Genomic DNA, 18,252 nt, shown 5'->3' with positions numbered 1-18,252 from the left:
TCATAGCCGGCCCTTTGGAGACCTTCAGCAGGGAGGACTTCCAAGAAGCCAGGTTCCCCATATATATGTACCGGCTGCTATTCGCAAGAGGTTTGTTTGCATGTTGCAGGAAGTCGCTCATATGTATTCGGCCTGTTTATCGGCGCGCGGGCCGTGGCCATGTTGGGATTACGCTCGCACCGTGATCTTATTACTAGAAAGGTCCAAACTGACCGAATGGGCTCTCAGATTCTGGGGGCGTAATTGTTCCGTTCCATGCATTCAATCAATCGCGAACTCCTTCGAGATCGTGGTTGCTTCAGATGCTAACCACGGCCGCATTCTTGGGCGCATCAAACGCCGTTTTGTGTCTGAGGATACTCCAAGCCATCCGGGCCAGTTTGTTGGCCAAAGCTATCGCCAGCTTGTTCTGGTTCATGCGTTCTGATGCCCTTATCAGCCATTCACCAAAACTGAAGTCTGGCCATCGATTGGATCGCATCAGAATAACCCTCGCCGCTTGCACAAAGAGCATCCGCAAATATCGGCTGCCCCGTTTCGATATGCGTCCAAGTATTGTTCGGCCTCCTGTGCTGTGTTGACGGGGAACCAAACCGACCCAGGCGGCAAAATAGCGCCCTTAATCAAAGGCTTCTCCAGTTCTGACAGCAGCAACCATCGCAGTCGAGATTACCGGACCAATGCCAGGGATCGTCATCACGTTGATGCAGTTTTCTTCCGTCCGGCTGATTTCTTCGATCTCATCCGAGATGGCATCAATCCGACCATCAAGCCAGAGCCAGTCACCGTATAGGCCATACAGAATGTTACGCATGCTGGTCGATATCTCGTCTTTTCGCTGCTCCAGAATGATTTCAAATGAATTCTTCAAGGCCCGCAGTCCTTTGCGGACTGTAATGCCTTGCTCAATCAGGAATGCGCGGATCTGATTGATGGTGGCTGTCCGACGTGACACCAGGCGAGAGCGGACACGATGCAGAGCTTGCAGGTCGAGCTGGTCATGGCTTTTCTCTGGAACCGTCGGCAGGTTTGGCCGCAATACAGACTCCGCGATAGCCTCGGCATCATTGTAGTCGTTCTTCTGGCCCTTGGCGAAAGGCCGGACATAGACTGCAGGGATGATCCGAGGTTCAAAGCCCAGCTTGCGCAAGGAGCGACTGACAAAATGGGCGCTCAGACACGCTTCCATGCCGACAACACATCTTGGAAGCCTTTCGAAAGTCTGCTCCAAGGCATGCCGCTTGATTTTCTTTTCCGCGGGACCAGTTCGCCATCGCAGTCGAAGCCAATCAGATTAAATGTGTCTTTGACGATATCGATGCCAATCGACATCAAATTCTCAGTTGCCTTCTTCGTCATGCCACTTCTCCATTCCACAGGTGAAACAGTCAAACTATAACCTGCTGAGTTGGGGGAAGCAGCCGGTACATCCTATTATCAGAAGACCCCGATCTCGATCCTGATGATCGATATCGACCATTTCAAAGATTATAATGACCATTATGGGCACCCGGCTGGTGATGCGTGCCTGACGCAGGTGGCAAACGCGATCATGGGCGCTTGTGGCACCGGGTTTGCCAGCCGCATCGGCGGCGAGGAATTTGCGGTCATTCTGTCTGGCTTTGATAACGCGCACGCCGAAGCAATCGCCAACCAAATATGTGACGCCATTTTCTCTCTTGGCATCGAGCATAAAAAATCGAGCACCGCAGATGTCGTTACCGCAAGTGTCGGCGTAGCGACCCAGCAAGCCGCTGAAGCTATGGATGCCAAAAGTCTGTTGGTCCAAGCCGACAGTGCGCTCTATTTTGGCAAGAGACATGGTCGCAACATGGTCAACTCTAGGCAAGACGCGGCCTGATACCCTTTTAACGCCCGTGAGAAGCCGAGAGATGGCATTGCTGAAACGGCAATGCCATCAAGCTTTTGGTGCTTTGTCTTCTACCCGCAAGCGCTTCGCTCCGATGGCCACAGCAATGGCGGAATAGAAAACCGTGAGGCCAAGCAGAGTGAACACAGCGTCTTGCACCGCGTCGAACCCTGCCCCCATCTGGTCCACCTGCACAAAAGCCATGATTGCCGAAGTCGAGGGCACCAACAAGGTGATCAAGCGGACCGGTAGCGGAACCTCCTCGATTGGCCAGGACACCCCTGAAGCAAAGAAGAACAGCAGCCCGAACGCGATCAGGAAGAACACCACCCCTTCCCGCCATGGAATGATGCGGGCGATGACATACCCCATCGCCGTCGTTGCCGTGAGGAAAGGAATGGCCACCATGAACAGCGTGAGCGTGTCACCGATCTTCGGGATGGAATAGAACTGCGGCAACAAGACTTGGGAGAAATAGATCCACACCAGATACAGGCTGACATAGGCAAGCGGGGCTGCAAGAGCCTCCATGCCGCGACTGGCCTTTCGTCCCGATTGCAGGATCCCAATCCCCATCATCAGGGTTTGCTGCAAGATCAACACGAAGGCAGCAGGCACCACATAGCTCGTATAGCCTCCTTGCGGATTGAACAGGGACACCGTGGTGATCGTGACAGGTGAGATCATGGCGGTGGCGCTGGCAACGTCCATGCCTGCAGCGGTCAGGCGGGACATCTGGACTTCCGCCCCCAAGCTGCTGGCAGCGCTACGCACCCCGGAAACAATGGAGCTATAAATCAGGAAATAGCTGCCGTCACCATAAACGGCGATGGGAGACGGTTGACCATCGAGCAAGCTCTTCTCGAAGTCTGGCGGGATGATCACAAAGCCATAAGCCTCGCGATGAAAGAACCGATCCTTTGCCTGTTGCAGGTCGGCGACCTTGGAGACAATGGTCACACCATCTGTATTGTCGATCCGCCGAGCGAGGGCGCGGCTGAGGGACGAGTGATCCTGATCGACCACCACCACCGGGGCATTGCGAACCACCTCTCCCACATAGGGTTGGGGATAGAGCACGCCATAAAGCAGGATCGCAAAGACCATCGTGGAAAAGGAACCATAGGTCGTGAAAATAATCCGAAAGGTATCCAGATAGGCATCCCAGAAGCGCTTCATGATGCGGCTCCTTGTCCAGCTGGCGTGGAGGTATCTTCCTGAGCACTGGCCAACTTTTGCTTGGCTTTCTTACGGGGGATGATCCAAATCAGCAGCAAAAGAATCCCGCCCCACCCGGCGGCAACGGCGAGCGCCCACCCCATGGTTGGTAGCGAGGTCAAAATAGGCGTGCCGCGCAACACCTGATCTGTCCGCAGCTCCAGATAGGGCGTCAGCGGAATGATCGCTCCCCACCCTTGCGCAAAGCCACTCATCATCATGCGCGGATAGCTGATGCCGGCAAACCCGAAGGCAGGAGCGGTCAACAATCCGGCAAAGCCGAGCGTCGCCACGGCATCCCGGCTCAGAAGCGCACTTGTCGCTCCAAGGAACTGACAGGCCAGCACAAAAACCAGGCTATACAGGCAGTGCAACAGGATGCTGCCATTGAAGGCGGCATCAAAAACCCCGAACAGTATGGCGTCAGTGAATAGCATCATGAAGCACCAGATGATCGTATAGGGCGCCATCTTGCCCGCGATCATACGCAACGGGGTCCGTCCAAGCCGCAAAGCCCGCGCAAGGCCGGCTTCATTGTGATGATCCCGCGAGAAGGACAAGGCCGTGCTGACGCTGATGAACACCTGCAGCAAAGCGGGCATGATGGAAGCAAGCAGAAACTGGATATAGTCCAGTGTCGGGTTGAAGAGCGCGTTGGTCTGCAGTGGGATAGGATTGGCGGCCGCCATGGCGCTGTCCCTGTCGCTCCCCCTCGCCATGCGGGTCTGAACCGACACGCCCGCATTGAAGGTGCTGAGCGCGCCGCCGATGGCACGCTTGGCAATACTGCCCGTGGTATAGAGCTGGTTGTTGATGAAAATCACCAGATCGGGCCGGTATCCCCGCTGCAGATCCCGCGCCATATTCTGCGGAATATAGAGCACCGCATAAGCGCGCCGTGCAACCAACGCCTCTTTGGCTTGCGTCAACGAAGACAGCCGCAAGGTCACATCCACCTCCGGTGTGGCATCCACCATGCGCGTTACCTGACGGGACATGTATGACCCATCCAGATCAACCACAGCAACGGGCAGACTGGTCGGCAGACCAGCCTGGAACATGTAGGCCAGTGTGATGAACATCAGAAGCGGCAACGGCCCCAGCATCAGAGCCAGAGCCGGACGATCCGCAATCTGGCGCATTTCGCGCCGCATCATTCGGCGGAACCCTGCAGGAAGGTGTCCTTTCCACATGCTCTAGCGATCCATCTTTTCCGGAACGGACCAAGAGATGAGTGCACTCATTCCCGGACGCAGATCTTCGTCGGGTTTTTCCGGCTCTGCGCGAATGCTGAACGTGCGCAAGTCAAAGTCACCGGTTGCCTTGGTCGCACGCCAGTTGGCATAGCTGCCCTCGACATTGATCGCAGTAATTCTGATATCAAGCTCCCGGTCGCCAAGTGCAGGAATTCTGACTTTGAGGACATCCCCCACAGCCAGACCGTTGAGAAGATCTTCGCGCAGGTTGAACGTGAACCATGGATGATCGCTGTCGATCAGCGAGATTTGCGGCGCTCCGGCAGAAAAGAGCTTGCCCTTTTCCGCCATCCGGGCCGTGATCTGGCCGTCAATCGGCGCATAGAGCGTCAGCTCATCGATGTTGGTTTCGATCTGCGCTACAGCCGCCTGCGCCTGCTCAACCTTTGCTTCGGCGACGGCTTTTGTCTCGGCACTGGAGCCTTCAATCGCCAGCTTCAGCTGTGCTTCAGCGGCGAGTGCTGCTTGCTTGGCGGCCGTCAACGACTTGTATGCCTGATCATAGCTCTGCGCGGAAACGGTATTGCTGTTGCGCAGTTTTTCGAGGCGATCAAAGGTCTTCTGCGCCAGTTCCTCGGAGGCCTTGGCTTGGCCTAAAGCGGCCCTTGCTGCGTCGATCGTTTCAGGGCGCGTTGAAAAAGCCAAATCACGATTGGCCTTGGCCACATCAAGCGCAGCCTTGGCCGACACCAAACTGGCTCTCAATTGCGGGCTTGCCAGTTTGATCAGAACCTGACCGGCTTTCACCTTGTCGCCAAAACCGACAGGGGTCTCGGCAACACGGGCTGTTACCTGAGCGGCGACATCAACACGCGTTGCCTCCACTTCCCCCTGAACCAGAAGCTCCTCGGGGTAGAGCACGGACCAGATCACATAGCCCCCCACAAGAAGGAACAGAAAAATGACAAGTGGAAGGATTTTGCTTTTCAACATGTTTCGATACCCACCAGAAAAAACGCCCTTGCGCCAATTAGGAAAACCGTTGTCTTCTTATTCTCCATTGTGACAATATGTCAAGAGTGTTGCAGGAGCTGCAGACATGGCAGAACAACGACGTGCACCGGGCCGACCACCGACCCACAAGGACGGTGAAATCCGCAAACTGCTCATTTCCGTCGCTGCAGAAGAATTCCTGGCCTCGGGATATGAGCAAACGCGCGTGAAAACACTGGCCGAGAAAGCCGGAATCTCCACACGTACTTTCTACAAATTCATACCCAACAAGGCCGAGTTGTTCCGGATGGTGGCAGAGGACTGGCTGCAGAAAGAGTTGCAAACCCTTGAGCGGCGGCCCCAGCCCGAGGATACGAATAAGCAGGAGCTGGCGCGTCTGGTGCTGCTCTATACCCGCCTGCTTCTCAGCCCGACCGCCAAACGCACCGCTGTCATTATCATGAGAGAAATGGAGCGCTTCCCTGAAATTCTGGAAAACTATCAAACAGCGGTAGAAAGGCTGGCGCACGCCTTTGACACCCGGATTGTGCATTTGTGCAGCAAGAGCGACATCGACTGCCCAAACCCGACTGAAGCCGCTGTCATGTTGCGCACGATGATCAGCGGCCTTCAGCGTCAGTCAATGATGCGGTGGCAAGAAGATATGACCGAACAGGACATCATCCGTTGGGCCGACCACTGCACACGCTTTTTCCTTGAAGGCTGCAAGGGTCTCTAGGACGAGACCCTTCGCCTGTTTGACGCGCGATCCGCACGGCACGGTTCGCCAACGCTAGGCTACAGTTTGGTCGACACCTTCCACAAATCGGTATTGCCATCATGGGCATACTGGTCGATTTCCGTGAGCTCTTCTGCCGTGAAGTCCAAACAATCGAGGGCGCTGAGAGAATTTGCCAGCTGCTCGACCGTTCTGGCACCGATAAGCGACGACGTAACCCGTTTGTCTCGCAAAGTCCAAGCGATTGCCATCTGGGCCAGAGTTTGGCCGCGCCGCTCGGCGATAGAGTTGAGAGCGCGGATGCGGCCAATGACATCATCGGTCAGACTGTTGGGATCGAGAGAGCCGCCTCGGGTCGCCCGCGTCTCTTCGGGGATGCCATTGAGATATTTCGACGTGAGCATGCCTTGGGCCAGTGGCGAGAAGGCAATGCAGCCCGTTCCGAGATCTTCAAGCGTGTCGATCAAACCGTCCTCAATCCAGCGATTGAACATGGAATAATTCGGCTGATGGATGAAAAGCGGGACGCGCTCTTCGGCCAGAATGGCCGCCGCCTTGCGGGTCAATTCCGGCGAATAGCTCGAGATCCCGACATACAGTGCCTTGCCCTGCCGATGCAAATGAGCGAGCGCCCCCATGGTTTCTTCGAGCGGCGTGGTTGGATCAACCCGGTGCGAATAGAAGATGTCGACATAATCCAGCCCCATGCGCTTGAGCGACTGATCAAGGCTGGCGACCAGATATTTGCGGCTACCGCCAACGTCACCATAGGGGCCGGGCCACATGTCCCAGCCAGCCTTGGTGGAGATGATCATCTCGTCGCGATAAGGGGCAAAGTCGCAGGCCATGACGCGCCCGAAATTCTCTTCGGCCGAGCCGTAGGGAGGACCATAGTTGTTGGCAAGATCGAAATGGGTCACGCCGTGATCGAAGGCATGGCGCAAAATGGCCCGCCCGGTTTCATAAACGTCCTCCCCACCGAAATTCTGCCAAAGGCCGAGGGAAATGGCAGGCAGGTCTATGCCACTTCGACCGCATCGGCGGTATCGCATGTTGGTTTGATAGCGTTCAGCTGCAGCCTGATAGGGCATGGTGGAAACCTCCGAATATCCGTTCCATTTCATCCCTCTTGATGGCGTGGATTGCCTCGGGATGGTCGTCAGCGCAATCATAGGCTCTGAAGCTGTCTGGACAACGGAAAAGGCTGCAAAGCGCGATCAATGCATCGTTGAATACTATTCAACAAATGCACGATCTATGATGTGGTAAAACAAGGCTGGAGACGTTTGGAAAGGGTCAGGAGCAGGGAGGGCAGAAGCAAACGGAGAGATCTATTTGCCTCGTATCGGGCTAATTTCACGTGTTGTTTCGCGTCGCGAGCCGCGCCAGACCATGGTCTTCGCGGATCAAGTCGATGAGGGCATGCAGACCGGGAGGAACCTGTCGCCGGCTCGGATAATAGATGGTGAAAGGCGGCCCCTCGGAGGCCCAGTCAGGCATGACGAGTTCAAGCCTGCCGGTTGCAACTTCATTGCGCACGCGGCTCTCCAGACAATAGGCAAAACCAATGCCCTCAAGTGCCGCGTCAATCGTCTGTTCCGTTGCGTTGGAGCAGAACGGCCCGCGAACATCAATGCGGATCAGCGACGGTCCATTGCCCAATTCCCACGGGTAACGACTGTTGTCGCCGACACGCATCTCGATACAGGGCACCTCGAGCAGATCCTGAGGTTGCGCCGGGCGGCCCACACGGGCGATCAGATCGGGAGAGCCGATGACAACCCAGTTTTGCGGGCCGGTCAGGGCCACACCAATCATGTCCTGAGGCACGCGGTCGCCATAGCGAATGCCTGCATCAAAGCCCTCTTCGACGATATCAACCAGATGATCGTCGACGCCGAGATCTATGTGCATGTCGGGGAATTGCTCGAAATAGCGAGGCATGACAGGACGCAGGATCAAGGTCGCCGCATCACGAAGCGCATTGAGGCGGAGCCTGCCGGTGGGGTGGTCGCGGTATTGAGACAGGGTGCCAAGGGCATCGTCGATCGTCTGCAAGCCAACCTCAAGTTGGGAGGCAAGAATGGCGCCTGCTTCTGTGGGCTTGAGCGAGCGGCTGGTGCGGTTGAGAAGCTTGACGCCGAGTTCGGTTTCAAGCTTGCGCAGGCGGTGGCTAAGGGCAGACGTCGTCACGCCAAGCTCGATTGCAGCCTGCCGCATGCTCTGTCGCCGCACGATGGTGACAAAGACATTGAGATCTGCCAAGAGGGTCCGGCCGGTTGCGCGCACGATGCTATGCCTTTCGTTGAGGGAGACTCAACAGATAGCAGTTTGTTGCAGGGTTTGAAAGCCACATGGCGGGTCGTTCTGGCAGCAATATCTGCTATGATCTCAAGACAATCATGAGTGGGAGAGGCAAGGATGCAGCGACCTCGCAAGGGGCAGCCGGATCGGCATCCATTGCACAAAAACAATTCCGGCAATTATGCAATTTTGGAAGGAATATCAACATGTCGCATGGAGCTATCAAAACAGGCAAGGTTGCTTTCGTAACGGGAGGAGCCAGTGGCATAGGGCTGGCGGCTGCGCGTCGTTTCATGGACGCCGGGATGAAGGTTCTGCTCACCGATTTGCCCGGCGATGCGCTTGATCAAGCCGCTCAAATGCTGAAGGCCGAGGGCGGAGACGTAACGGCGCTGGCCGTGGATGTCACGGATCGTGACCAGCTTGCGCGTGCCAGGGAAAAAGCCGACCAGATGGGGCAGCTTTCCATGGTCATGTCGAATGCAGGCCGCGAAGGCGGAGGCGAAATCCTTGCTGGTGAGGAAGTCTGGAAGCGCACGCTGGAGACCAATCTCTGGGGTGCCATTCATGTCTCCCAATTATTTCTCCCCGATCTCATTGCGGCAGAACAGGACGCGGCGATCATTTTCACCGGTTCCAAGCAAGGGATCACCCTGCCGCCGGGGGATACAGCCTACAATGTCTCGAAAGCAGCGCTGCGGGCCCTTGCGGAATCCGTCTCTCATGATCTCGTAAAGAAAACCGGCGGACGCGTGAGCGCTCATTTGCTGATACCCGGCTTTACCTTTACCGGCTTCACGCGCGCGCATGGGGTCACGGAAAAACCAGAAGCCGCATGGGCCGCTGATCAGGTTGCCGATTTTCTCATGAGCGGTCTGGATCATGGTGACTTCTATATCCTGTGCCCGGACAATGATGTTGATCGGGCTACCGACGAGAAACGGATGCGCTGGGGCATTGGCGATATCATTGAAAACCGTCCGGCCTTGTCCAGATGGCATCCCGACTATGCCGACGCCTTTGATCACTACATGAAATCTGATGACTGACAGACTGGAGATCGGAATCGGAGACGCTGGCTCGGTGCTGACCGCATATGAGCCAGCCTTCCTGGACCTTTTCCCGGCAGACACCCGTTTGCGGGCGCTTTGGCGACAGGGCACGTGGACAGAGGGGCCTTCCTATCTGTCTGCGACAAGATCTGTGATCTTCAGCGACATTCCGAATGATTGCCAGATGCACTATTCCGAGCTTTCGGGCGAGGTGAATGTCTGGCGCGGGGGTCAACGGCATTTTGTCAATGGAACGACGCCCGATGCCGCTGGCGGCCTGCTCATGTGTGAACATGGCACCCGCTCTCTCACCCGACTGTCTCATGAAGGGAAAAGGGAGATATTGGCAGATCGGTTTGACGGCGGGCGTCTCAACAGTCCCAATGATGTCGTACAGCATCTGGACGGTTCGATCTGGTTCACGGATCCAACCTATGGCATCGAGTTCCCCGATCAGGGCAATCCGGGCAAGAAGGAGCAAGAGGGCAGCTTTGTTTACCGATTTGACCCGAAGAGCGAAAAACTCTCGGCCATGATCCGGGACTGCGCCTATCCCAACGGTTTGGCCTTCTCACCGGACGCAAGCAGGCTTTATGTTGCCGATTCTGGTGGCAGCCGAAGCCCGGGAGACGAACGGCACATTCGCGTCTTCGATCTTGGCGACAATGGTCAGCTGTCGGGAGGCGACATTTTTGTGCGCTGCCCCAACGGTGTGTTTGATGGCTTTCGTGTAGATCGAACCGGTCGACTCTGGGCCAGCGCCCGTGATGGCGTTTATATCATCTCGGAACGGGGCACGGTCTTGGGACGGATTGCAACGCCTGAGACCGTGTCCAATCTTTGTTTTGGTGGCCCCGATCAGGATCGGCTTTATATCACCGCGACAAGCAGTCTGCTCGTGATCAATCTGGCTCACCCTGTCTAGACAAGCGTCGCGCACGAAAACAAAACCGCCCGCTTCAGGGTCAATCTGAAGCGGGCGGCCAAGATTGCTTTATAGACGCGTTGGATTAGCCCGCGGCCTTTTCATTCAGGAACAGGCTTAGTTCTTCTGCAAGCATGCAGGCGACTGTGCCGCCAGCATCCTGCAATCCAAGCGTTTTTTCCTGAAAAGCGGCGGCCTTGCCATGTTGCGCGACCATTTTCTTGGTCGCTTCCAAGGCATCAGCAGCAGCCTTAGCCGCCTCCTGTCCGGCGACGTCCAGCTCGGCTCCGGTCTCTGCTTGTGCCTCGAAGGCCTGTGCAATGGGATCCAGAACATCAAGGACCGTTTTGTCTCCCAACTGGGCCTTGCCGCGCATCGCGACGCCATCGGCATAGGCTCGCCAAAAGGCAGCGAGACCGGAGACATCGAGGGTCTCAGCCTCTCCAAGGGCCTTGCCGCCACGCAGAAATCCCGTCGCCATCAGGGTTCCCATCGTGGATGGCGCCGCTTTCGAGATGGCCGCACCAGCCTGTTTCATCAGATCGCCAAGACCGGGCTGGTCAAGCTCATGCACCTTGTCACGGGCAGCGATGAAGGCTTTTGACATGGTCAGGCCGAGGTCGCTGTCGCCAACCTTGCCATCAAGTGCAATCAGCGCATCCCGTTCGGCTTCAAAGCGGTTGGCGAAGCGGTCAAACAGACCGACAACCAATGCAGGTTCGATGGATTTCATCACCGGCTCCTCAACTTGCGAAATGCTGAAAGAAGGGCGTATTGGCTTCTGCTGCGATCAAGGGCGACAATTCGTCATCCAGATGCAGCACGGAAATCGAGAAGCCGATCATTTCCATGGAGGTCGCGAACTCACCGAGCCAGACATGTTTGACTTTGACGCCTTTCTCATCCATCAACTGACCAAGGCGACGGTAAATGATATAGAGCTCTTCCTTGGGCGTTCCGCCAAGGCCGTTGATGAGAACAGCCACTTCATCGCCTTTGGCATAGTTTGTTTCGGCAAAGATGCGTTCCATCATTTCATCAACGACAGCGTCGGCAGGTGCCAGTTTCTTGCGGGAGATCCCGGGTTCGCCATGGATGCCCATGCCGATTTCCATTTCGTCTTCCCCGATCTCGAAGCCGGGCTTGCCGACTTCCGGCACGATGCAGGGCGAAAGGGCGACACCCATGGTGCGGGTTCTGTTTTTTGCCTTCTCGGCAATCCGCGCGACTTCAGCCAGAGGCTTCATTTCAGCCGCCGCTGCGCCTGCTGCCTTGTAAAGGAAGAAGATGCCGGCAACACCGCGCCGCTTATGCTCTTCACCCACAACGGACGACGCCACATCATCATTGCCAACGACCGTTGCCGTTTCGATGTCATCAAGCTCGACCAGCTCGCCAGCCATGTCGAAATTCATGATGTCGCCGGTATAATTGCCATAGAGGAAGAGAACGCCAGCGCCTTGGTCAACGTAGCGCGTGACCTCGGCAAGCTGATCGGCGCTCGGCGATTGAAAGACGCCCCCTACCCCGCAGCCATCGATCATATTTTTGCCGACAAAACCCAGAAATGTCGGCAAGTGACCCGAACCACCACCGGTGACGATGCCCACTTTGCCCGGAACCGGTTTGGCTGTCACATAGCAACGAAGATCGTCGGCAGCATATGTCACTTCTGGGTGGGCGCGATAAATTCCTTCGAGCATTTCATCGACGAAATTTTCAGGCTTGTTGAGAAACTTCTTCATGTCTGTCTCTTTCCTTCGGGATTTTCAAAACTGGGATTTGTTACTTCTGGCGCCGAACAAAGAACGCCGCGGCCAAGAGGATGAATGCACCGACCACCGCACGCTGCCAGGTTGACGGAATGCCTACGAGCACCAGGGAATTGTTCACGACGGTGATCAAGAGAACGCCGGTTACCGTTCCCAGAACCGTGCCTGTGCCGCCCGTGATGCGGGCACCACCCAACACCACCGCTGCGATCACTTCGATCTCTGATCCAACGAGATCAAACGGGTTCGCCATACGATTGGAGCAGACGTGAATGATACCCGCCATCGCAGCAAGGGCGCCCGTGAAGGCGAAAACGAAGACGTGAACCACACGCTGGTCATACCCGAGACGCTCGGCAATGTCGGCATTGCCGCCAGTGGCAAAGATCGCGCGGCCCATCAATGTCTTGTTGAACATGAACCACGTAAGGATCGCGGCGGCTGGGAAGATCAGAAAATACATCGGCAAGGTAATCGTGGTATCCGCCGCGCTCTGGAATTCCAACAGCGGCGCCTTGCCAAAGGCGAGCATCTGAGGGGGCAACTCCATCAACCAGACGGTTCCGATGAAGGCCAAAAGGATACCGCGGAAGAGATACTGGGTGCCGATGGTTACAATGAGGGCCGGTACATTCAGCTTGTGAACCATCCAGCCGTTGACTGCGCCAAGCAATGCACCGCCCACGACCGCGGCGCTAATCACAAGCGACATTGGCGCATCAGGCCAGATGTTGATCACGAACAATGTCGCGGAATACATGGTCAGGGCAGCAATAGCCGTGAACGAAACATCGATCCCGCCCACGGCAAGGATCGAGAAGACACCAAGCGCGAACAGTCCCGTCACGACGCTCGATCGGCCCATGTCGATCAGGGAGGACGGTTGCAAGAAGGCCGGATTGAGCACGGACACCAGACAACAGATCACGATGAGAATGGAAAGGCTGATGAGCTCCGGGCGACGCTTCAAGAGTTTACCGATCTTGATGAGCGTGCCATTTTTCGCAGAAGATGATGCAGTGCTATCCATATTTTGAACCATTGTCATTAGGCAGACTCCCGTGTGCTGGCGAGCATGGATTGATACACGCGCGCCTCATCGCTCGTTGCCGCGTCGAGTTCATCGACCATTTCTCCCCGGTTCATCACCAGGATTCGATCGCAGTTTTGGAAAAGCTCAGGAAGGTCGTCAGAGACGATGATCAGGCTGATGCCTCGTTCCGCCATTGCTTGAATTGCGCGATAGATTGTGTCCTTTGAGCCGACATCCACGCCAACCGTTGGTCCATGCAACACCAGAATGCGCGGTTCGATGCTGAGCCAGCGTCCGATCAGAACCTTCTGCTGATTGCCGCCGGACAGAGCGCCGACCGGCAGGTCGATATCGGTTGTGTTGACCGTCATCAGTTTTGAGATACGGCTCGCCTCGACGCGGCCTTTGCGTTGGTTGATCAAGCCGAATGCATTGACCAACTTGTCAAAGAGCAGCGTCACTTCGTTTTCGAAGATGGATTTTTCGATAAAGAGCCCTTCTGCAAGACGATCCTCCGGGACATAGCCGATGCCCAAGTCGATTGCACATTTCGGAGAGAAGATCTCGGTTTCTTTCCCTTCGATTTCCAGACAGCCCTTATCGAGATGCATGTGCCCTGTCATGGCCAGAGCAAGCTCGTTTCTGCCTGAATCTGACAGGCCGGTAATGCCCAGAACTTCGCCTCTCTTGAGAGAAAAACTTACATCGTGAAAGGCATCGCCAGCGCTTGCGCGCTTCACCTTGAAGATCTCGTCATCAAATGGCTTGCCTTCCCGATAACGGGAAATCTGGATCTCGCGCCCCGTCATGAGGCGGGACAGATCCGAGCGGGAATAGTCGTCTATTTTGCCCTGTGCGACGCACTGGCCATCACGGAAGACGATAACCTGACCGCCGATACGGTAGCTTTCTTCCAGCTTGTGCGTGACAAACAGAACAGCGACATTCTGGGCGCGCAGCTTGGCGACCAGTTCAATCAGAACATCGACCTCCTTGCGCGTGAGGGAGGTCGTGGGTTCGTCCATAATGACCAGCCGGGCTTTTGACGCGATCGCACGCGCAATGGCAACCCTTTGCCGAATGGCAAGCGGCAAAGTGGCCGTGGGGGATTTCAATAGCTGTCGCGTTGGCTCAAGGCCAACATTGCGAATGGCTTCTTCGGCGGTTTTGGTGAGCGCCTTGCGATCAAGGCTGCGCAACAGTCGGCCCCGCGCCTTCACCAATTGCTGCCCCAAAGCGATGTTTTCTTCAACCGTCAGGTTGGGGAGCAGAGACAGGTCTTGATAAACGGTTTCAATGCCAGCTTCGAGTGACTGGATGGGTGTCAGGCGATTGAGACTTCGCCCATCAAGAATAATCTCGCCCTCACTGGGAATGTAAGAACCTGATATTACTTTGATAACCGTGCTTTTCCCGCAGCCGTTTTCACCAAGCAGGTGATAGGCTTCGCCTTCGCTGATTGTCATGCTGACACCGCGCAGAGCGTGAACGCCTCCGAAGCGTTTGTGGATGCCTTGAAGTTCCAAAAATGGGGGAGAGCTTTCGGGAATTTGGGACATGGGATGGCACTTCCGTCTTGGGGATTGTGAAAGACGTAGACTTAAACTCACGCACAGGGGCGAGGTTGAAAGATCGCTTCAAAAAAAATCGCAGCATGGCCCGGCCCCGCCATACTGACGGGACCGGGTGGCTCGATTTCAACTCAATCAGAAGAGATAGTCTTTGTAGGTATCCTTGTCGGCCAGCACCATGCCATTGCCGAAGACAAGAAGGCCGTCGCCTGCGCCCGGTTTGACCGTGACCTTGTGATAGCCTTCGACGCCCAGATCCATACCTTCGGTGATCTCGCCACCTTCAAGGAGAATCTTGGCAATGGCGTTCATAGCCATGCCAGCTTTCTGCGGATCCCAGAAGCCGATGGCGGTGATTGCACCAGAATCGAGATAGGCAGCAGCGGGGTTCGGCAGACCTGTGCCAACCAGGCAGACCTTGCCAGCCAGACCGGCTTCCTCAATGGCGCGGCCTGCACCAAGAACGTCGTTCCCGGCAGAGGATTGAATCCCCTTCAGGTCCGGATGCTTGCGCAGCAATTCCTTGACCTTGTTGTAAACGAGGTTGGCGTCGTCGAAGCTTTCGTTGTTGGCATCGACAAGTTCCATGTCAGGGTATTTTTTGGCATTTTCCTCACCAGCGGTCACCCACTGGATATGCGTGCGCGAGCCAAGACCGCCAACGAAGGTGGTCCACTTGCCTTTTCCGCCCATGCACTCGGCCAGCCGTTCGTTCATTGCCGCACCATAGTCGGAGTTATCGAACGCCTCGACATCGACCATGGTGTTTTTCTGGTTGTCTGCCTCATGGGTGACAACGATAATGCCGCGATCCATGGCCCGCTTCAGGATACCTTCAATGATAGACGGATCCATCGGCACAACAGCCAAGGCATCGGTGCCCTTGGCAACAAGGTCGTTGATGATCTGAAGCTGCTGGGCAGAGTCGGCGGTGGATGGCCCGAACTGCTCGATGTTCATGTCCGGGTTGGCGGCAGCAAACTTTTTGACGCCGGTATCCATCCGGTCGAACCAGGGAATACCGCTGATCTTGACGACAGTGGTGATAGACTTGGCGTCATCTGCCTTTGCCTGCAATGATGTCATTGCGACGGCTGACAGCAACGCTGCTGCGAGAACGCATGTTTTCTTAAGTCCGTGTTTCATAATTTTCCTCCCGAAAACTATTCAGATATGTGAAGGTTCCCTCAACTTTGTGACCTCGAGGCACGAGGGGATTGCCCCGAAGAGAACAGAACCGCGAAGTGTTCGACGAGACCCATACGGTTGACGAACAGGAAGAAGATGAGCATTGCTCCCCAGGCCAGATCGCGGACGAAATTGGAAAGGCCGATGAAGTTCAACAAGCTGGTCATCAGCTGAAGCACCATCGCACTCAGCACGACATTCACCACACGCCCGGAACCACCCTCAGGTTTCACACCAGCCATGACGGCGATCAGGATGGCGACCAACAGATAGGTGGTGCCGTAATCCCATTTCACATTGACGTTGCGGGCAGCGATAATCGCGCCGGACAGACCGGCCAGCAGGCCCGAAATGCCGTAGGTGGTGATAATGATCCGGTTATGGGCAAAGCCGCTGAATGCAGCTGCCTTCTGGTTGGAACCCGTCATCATCAGCTTGACGCCATAACGCGTGAACCGCAGCACGATACCGAGAATGACGGCAGCGATGATAAAGAGCAGAAAACTCCACGGGATACCGAGAAAAAAGCCGTTTCCCATTTCATAAAGAGGGCCCGGCGCGCCGATCCGAACAGCACGACCATCTGACAAGACAACGGTCACGCCGGTGAAAAACATCTGCGTGCCAAGCGTGCAAAGGATTGGTGTGATACCGAGCCTTGAAATGATGAAACCGTTGAGAATCCCCCCTGCCGCGCCGATAACCAGACATCCGACAACAAAGACGGCCGTAAAAACAACAGGCATGTCGTCAACCGGAAACAGGCTCAGGGCAAACAGGCCCGAGGCGACACCGGCCATGTTGGCCATCGCAATGCCTGACAGATCGATACCGCCATCGCCGGCACACATGGCCAGCATGACGCCGATTGCCAGCAAACCGATTTCTGGCACCTGATTGGCCATGGACTGAAGATTGAATAGGGAAAGGTATCCTCCGCCAGACACGATTCCGCCAAACGCCATCAAAGACGCGATCAGCACGATCAACAGGGAAAAGCTCTTGTCCAGCTTCCGCATACCTACCTCCTTCAGTAAACGCCCCACCGAATTTAGTAAAATGCTCTCATGTCTCAGAGGATATTTCAATAAATTTTTTTGCTTTTTGGAAAAAAGTTTAGTGCTTTTCACTCGTTTATTTAGTAAATTTCAATTTGCAACCAAAAACACGCTTGATCAATCCGTGCGGAGCGATGTAGGAGTTCAACTCTGGAGATAGGGATCGAATGGAAACAAAATCAAAAAAGGCAGCGACCCTGCGGCAAGTGGCTCAACTGGCTGATGTTTCCATGGCCACGGCATCTCTCGTCGTGAATCGCAAGGGCGAAATTTCGTTCGAAACTCGCAGCCGGGTTCTTCAGGCAATGGAGACCTTGAACTATGTTCCCAAGCGAGATCGCCTGCGCGGGGATATCCCCGTTCCTGAAACCCTGAACACTGTTCGTTTTCTCAAGATTGCCCGACACGGTCAGACCGTGAACCGCGATCATAATGTCTTCATTTCCGACTATATCGATGGGATGTCCTTTGAGGCGACACGTCGTGATTACTTCCTTCAGGTCGTTTCCTACGAAAACTCTGACATCAACGAAATCCTTGAAGGAATGGTCGGGGCCGAGCTGAGCGGGTTCATCGCGCTTGGAACGGAATTGACGGATGACGATATTGAAACGATCCTGTCCCAAAATCTTCCGTGCGTGATCATTGATACTCACAGGCCCTTCATGAATGGCAATTTCGTCAATATGGACAATGATCAGCTTGTCTATCGGGCGCTTGATTATCTGAAGGGCAACAATTTCGAAAAGATTGGCATGGTGAGCAGCCATACGTCGGTCGGGAATTTTCAACTCCGCCATGACGCATTTCTGCGCAGCATGAACCGGCTGGATCTGAAGATTGATCCGGCCCAGATTCTGTCCGTCACATCAACCCTTGACGGATCGTTCGCGGAAGCCACCGAGCAATTGGCCAACATCGATACATTGGCGGACGCTTATCTTTGCACCAACGATATTGTTGCATTTGGCTTCATTCAAGCCTTGCGTCGCCGGGGCGTTTCTGTTCCTCAGGATGTTTCTGTCATCGGCATCGACAATCTGCCAACGGCGGCTGTTTTTGAGCCCCCCCTCACCTCGCTTGACGTACCAAAGCAGAAGATCGGTGCCATGGCCTTGCGTATCCTTGACGATTTGATCAGCAACGGCAAAGCACAGCCTTCAATCAAACTGCTTCTTGCCGGAGAACTTGTCGTCCGCGACAGCGTCTTGCCCAAGTCGTAACGCCAAGGCAAAGCTTCCCACCATTCTTGACTGTAGAGCATGTCTCGACGACCACCATCTTTCTTGGCCGGGTCTTGGTATCGGTGCGTTTTGGTCAGTTTTATCAATTG

At 55.4% G+C, this 18,252-nt stretch carries 16 protein-coding genes and 1 pseudogene; 5 read left to right on the top strand and 12 right to left on the bottom strand.

The genetic code is table 11. From position 1 onward, the window contains the following. Positions 1-298: 298 nt before the first annotated feature. Positions 299-1,359, bottom strand: a pseudogene (locus CPH65_RS12490) (IS110 family transposase). A gap of 49 nt (positions 1,360-1,408) precedes the next feature. Here CPH65_RS12490 and CPH65_RS12485 point away from each other — a divergent pair. Further along, the gene (locus CPH65_RS12485) at positions 1,409-1,861 is read left to right on the top strand and encodes a GGDEF domain-containing protein (protein ID WP_096173769.1); all 453 of its coding nucleotides are present in this window, start codon (positions 1,409-1,411) and stop codon (positions 1,859-1,861) included. A 57-nt stretch (positions 1,862-1,918) separates the two neighbouring features. Here CPH65_RS12485 and CPH65_RS12480 read toward each other — a convergent pair whose 3' ends face one another. Genes CPH65_RS12480 through CPH65_RS12470 form a run of 3 tightly spaced genes read right to left on the bottom strand, consistent with a single transcriptional unit; the run spans position 1,919 to position 5,277 of the window. Continuing rightward, the gene (locus CPH65_RS12480; RefSeq protein WP_096173768.1) at positions 1,919-3,049 is read right to left on the bottom strand and encodes an ABC transporter permease; all 1,131 of its coding nucleotides are present in this window, start codon (positions 3,047-3,049) and stop codon (positions 1,919-1,921) included. Then, positions 3,046-4,281 (bottom strand): ABC transporter permease, encoded by a 1,236-nt coding sequence (locus CPH65_RS12475; RefSeq protein ID WP_096173767.1) that lies wholly within the window; start codon positions 4,279-4,281, stop codon positions 3,046-3,048. Before CPH65_RS12475 ends, CPH65_RS12480 begins: the two co-directional genes overlap by 4 nt. Positions 4,282-4,284: 3 nt before the next feature. After that, entirely contained in the window at positions 4,285-5,277 is a 993-nt protein-coding gene (locus tag CPH65_RS12470) for an HlyD family secretion protein (protein WP_096173766.1), read from the bottom strand. Positions 5,278-5,383: 106 nt separating this feature from the next. Between CPH65_RS12470 and CPH65_RS12465 the strand changes: the two genes are divergently transcribed. Further along, a complete protein-coding gene (locus tag CPH65_RS12465) occupies positions 5,384-6,016 on the top strand; it encodes a TetR/AcrR family transcriptional regulator (protein WP_096173765.1) in 633 nt (210 codons plus the stop codon). A 59-nt stretch (positions 6,017-6,075) separates the two neighbouring features. Here the strand turns inward: CPH65_RS12465 and mgrA are convergent, their stop codons facing one another. Together mgrA and CPH65_RS12450 are read right to left on the bottom strand one after the other, a co-directional pair. Beyond that, complete coding sequence (gene mgrA, locus CPH65_RS12460) at positions 6,076-7,107, bottom strand: L-glyceraldehyde 3-phosphate reductase (protein WP_096173764.1); 1,032 nt, start codon at positions 7,105-7,107, stop codon at positions 6,076-6,078. A gap of 265 nt (positions 7,108-7,372) precedes the next feature. Continuing rightward, on the bottom strand, positions 7,373-8,305 hold the full coding sequence (locus tag CPH65_RS12450) for a LysR family transcriptional regulator (RefSeq protein ID WP_096173762.1): 933 nt from the start codon (positions 8,303-8,305) through the stop codon (positions 7,373-7,375). 221 nt (positions 8,306-8,526) lie between these two features. On the opposite strand from CPH65_RS12450, the gene CPH65_RS12445 reads away from it, so the two are divergent. Both CPH65_RS12445 and CPH65_RS12440 read left to right on the top strand, forming a co-directional pair. Next, positions 8,527-9,369, top strand: coding sequence for an SDR family oxidoreductase (locus tag CPH65_RS12445; RefSeq protein WP_096176390.1), 843 nt, complete (start codon positions 8,527-8,529; stop codon positions 9,367-9,369). Beyond that, positions 9,362-10,297, top strand: coding sequence for an SMP-30/gluconolactonase/LRE family protein (locus CPH65_RS12440; RefSeq protein ID WP_096173761.1), 936 nt, complete (start codon positions 9,362-9,364; stop codon positions 10,295-10,297). Before CPH65_RS12445 ends, CPH65_RS12440 begins: the two co-directional genes overlap by 8 nt. Positions 10,298-10,382: 85 nt before the next feature. Here the strand turns inward: CPH65_RS12440 and CPH65_RS12435 are convergent, their stop codons facing one another. The 6 genes from CPH65_RS12435 to CPH65_RS12410 form a co-directional block, all read right to left on the bottom strand. After that, entirely contained in the window at positions 10,383-11,030 is a 648-nt protein-coding gene (locus CPH65_RS12435) for a dihydroxyacetone kinase subunit L (protein WP_096173760.1), read from the bottom strand. A gap of 10 nt (positions 11,031-11,040) precedes the next feature. After that, positions 11,041-12,042, bottom strand: coding sequence for a dihydroxyacetone kinase subunit DhaK (locus CPH65_RS12430; protein WP_096173759.1), 1,002 nt, complete (start codon positions 12,040-12,042; stop codon positions 11,041-11,043). Between the two features lie 40 nt (positions 12,043-12,082). After that, positions 12,083-13,111 carry an ABC transporter permease gene (locus tag CPH65_RS12425; RefSeq protein ID WP_371359460.1) on the bottom strand — a complete coding sequence of 343 codons (1,029 nt, stop codon included), beginning with the start codon at positions 13,109-13,111 and terminating at the stop codon, positions 12,083-12,085. 5 nt (positions 13,112-13,116) lie between these two features. Continuing rightward, the gene (locus CPH65_RS12420; RefSeq protein ID WP_096173757.1) at positions 13,117-14,661 is read right to left on the bottom strand and encodes a sugar ABC transporter ATP-binding protein; all 1,545 of its coding nucleotides are present in this window, start codon (positions 14,659-14,661) and stop codon (positions 13,117-13,119) included. 147 nt (positions 14,662-14,808) lie between these two features. After that, positions 14,809-15,819, bottom strand: coding sequence for a substrate-binding domain-containing protein (locus tag CPH65_RS12415; RefSeq protein WP_096173756.1), 1,011 nt, complete (start codon positions 15,817-15,819; stop codon positions 14,809-14,811). A gap of 41 nt (positions 15,820-15,860) precedes the next feature. Next, on the bottom strand, positions 15,861-16,880 hold the full coding sequence (locus CPH65_RS12410; protein ID WP_096173755.1) for an ABC transporter permease: 1,020 nt from the start codon (positions 16,878-16,880) through the stop codon (positions 15,861-15,863). A gap of 206 nt (positions 16,881-17,086) precedes the next feature. Between CPH65_RS12410 and CPH65_RS12405 the strand changes: the two genes are divergently transcribed. Further along, positions 17,087-18,142, top strand: a complete 1,056-nt coding sequence (locus CPH65_RS12405; protein ID WP_096173754.1) for a LacI family DNA-binding transcriptional regulator — start codon at positions 17,087-17,089, stop codon at positions 18,140-18,142. Positions 18,143-18,252: the final 110 nt, after the last annotated feature.

The organism is Cohaesibacter sp. ES.047, from assembly GCF_900215505.1.
Classification (GTDB): Bacteria; Pseudomonadota; Alphaproteobacteria; order Rhizobiales; family Cohaesibacteraceae; genus Cohaesibacter.
Note: the sequence above shows the minus strand (reverse complement) of the source record. Positions and strands in the feature narration are given on the sequence as shown.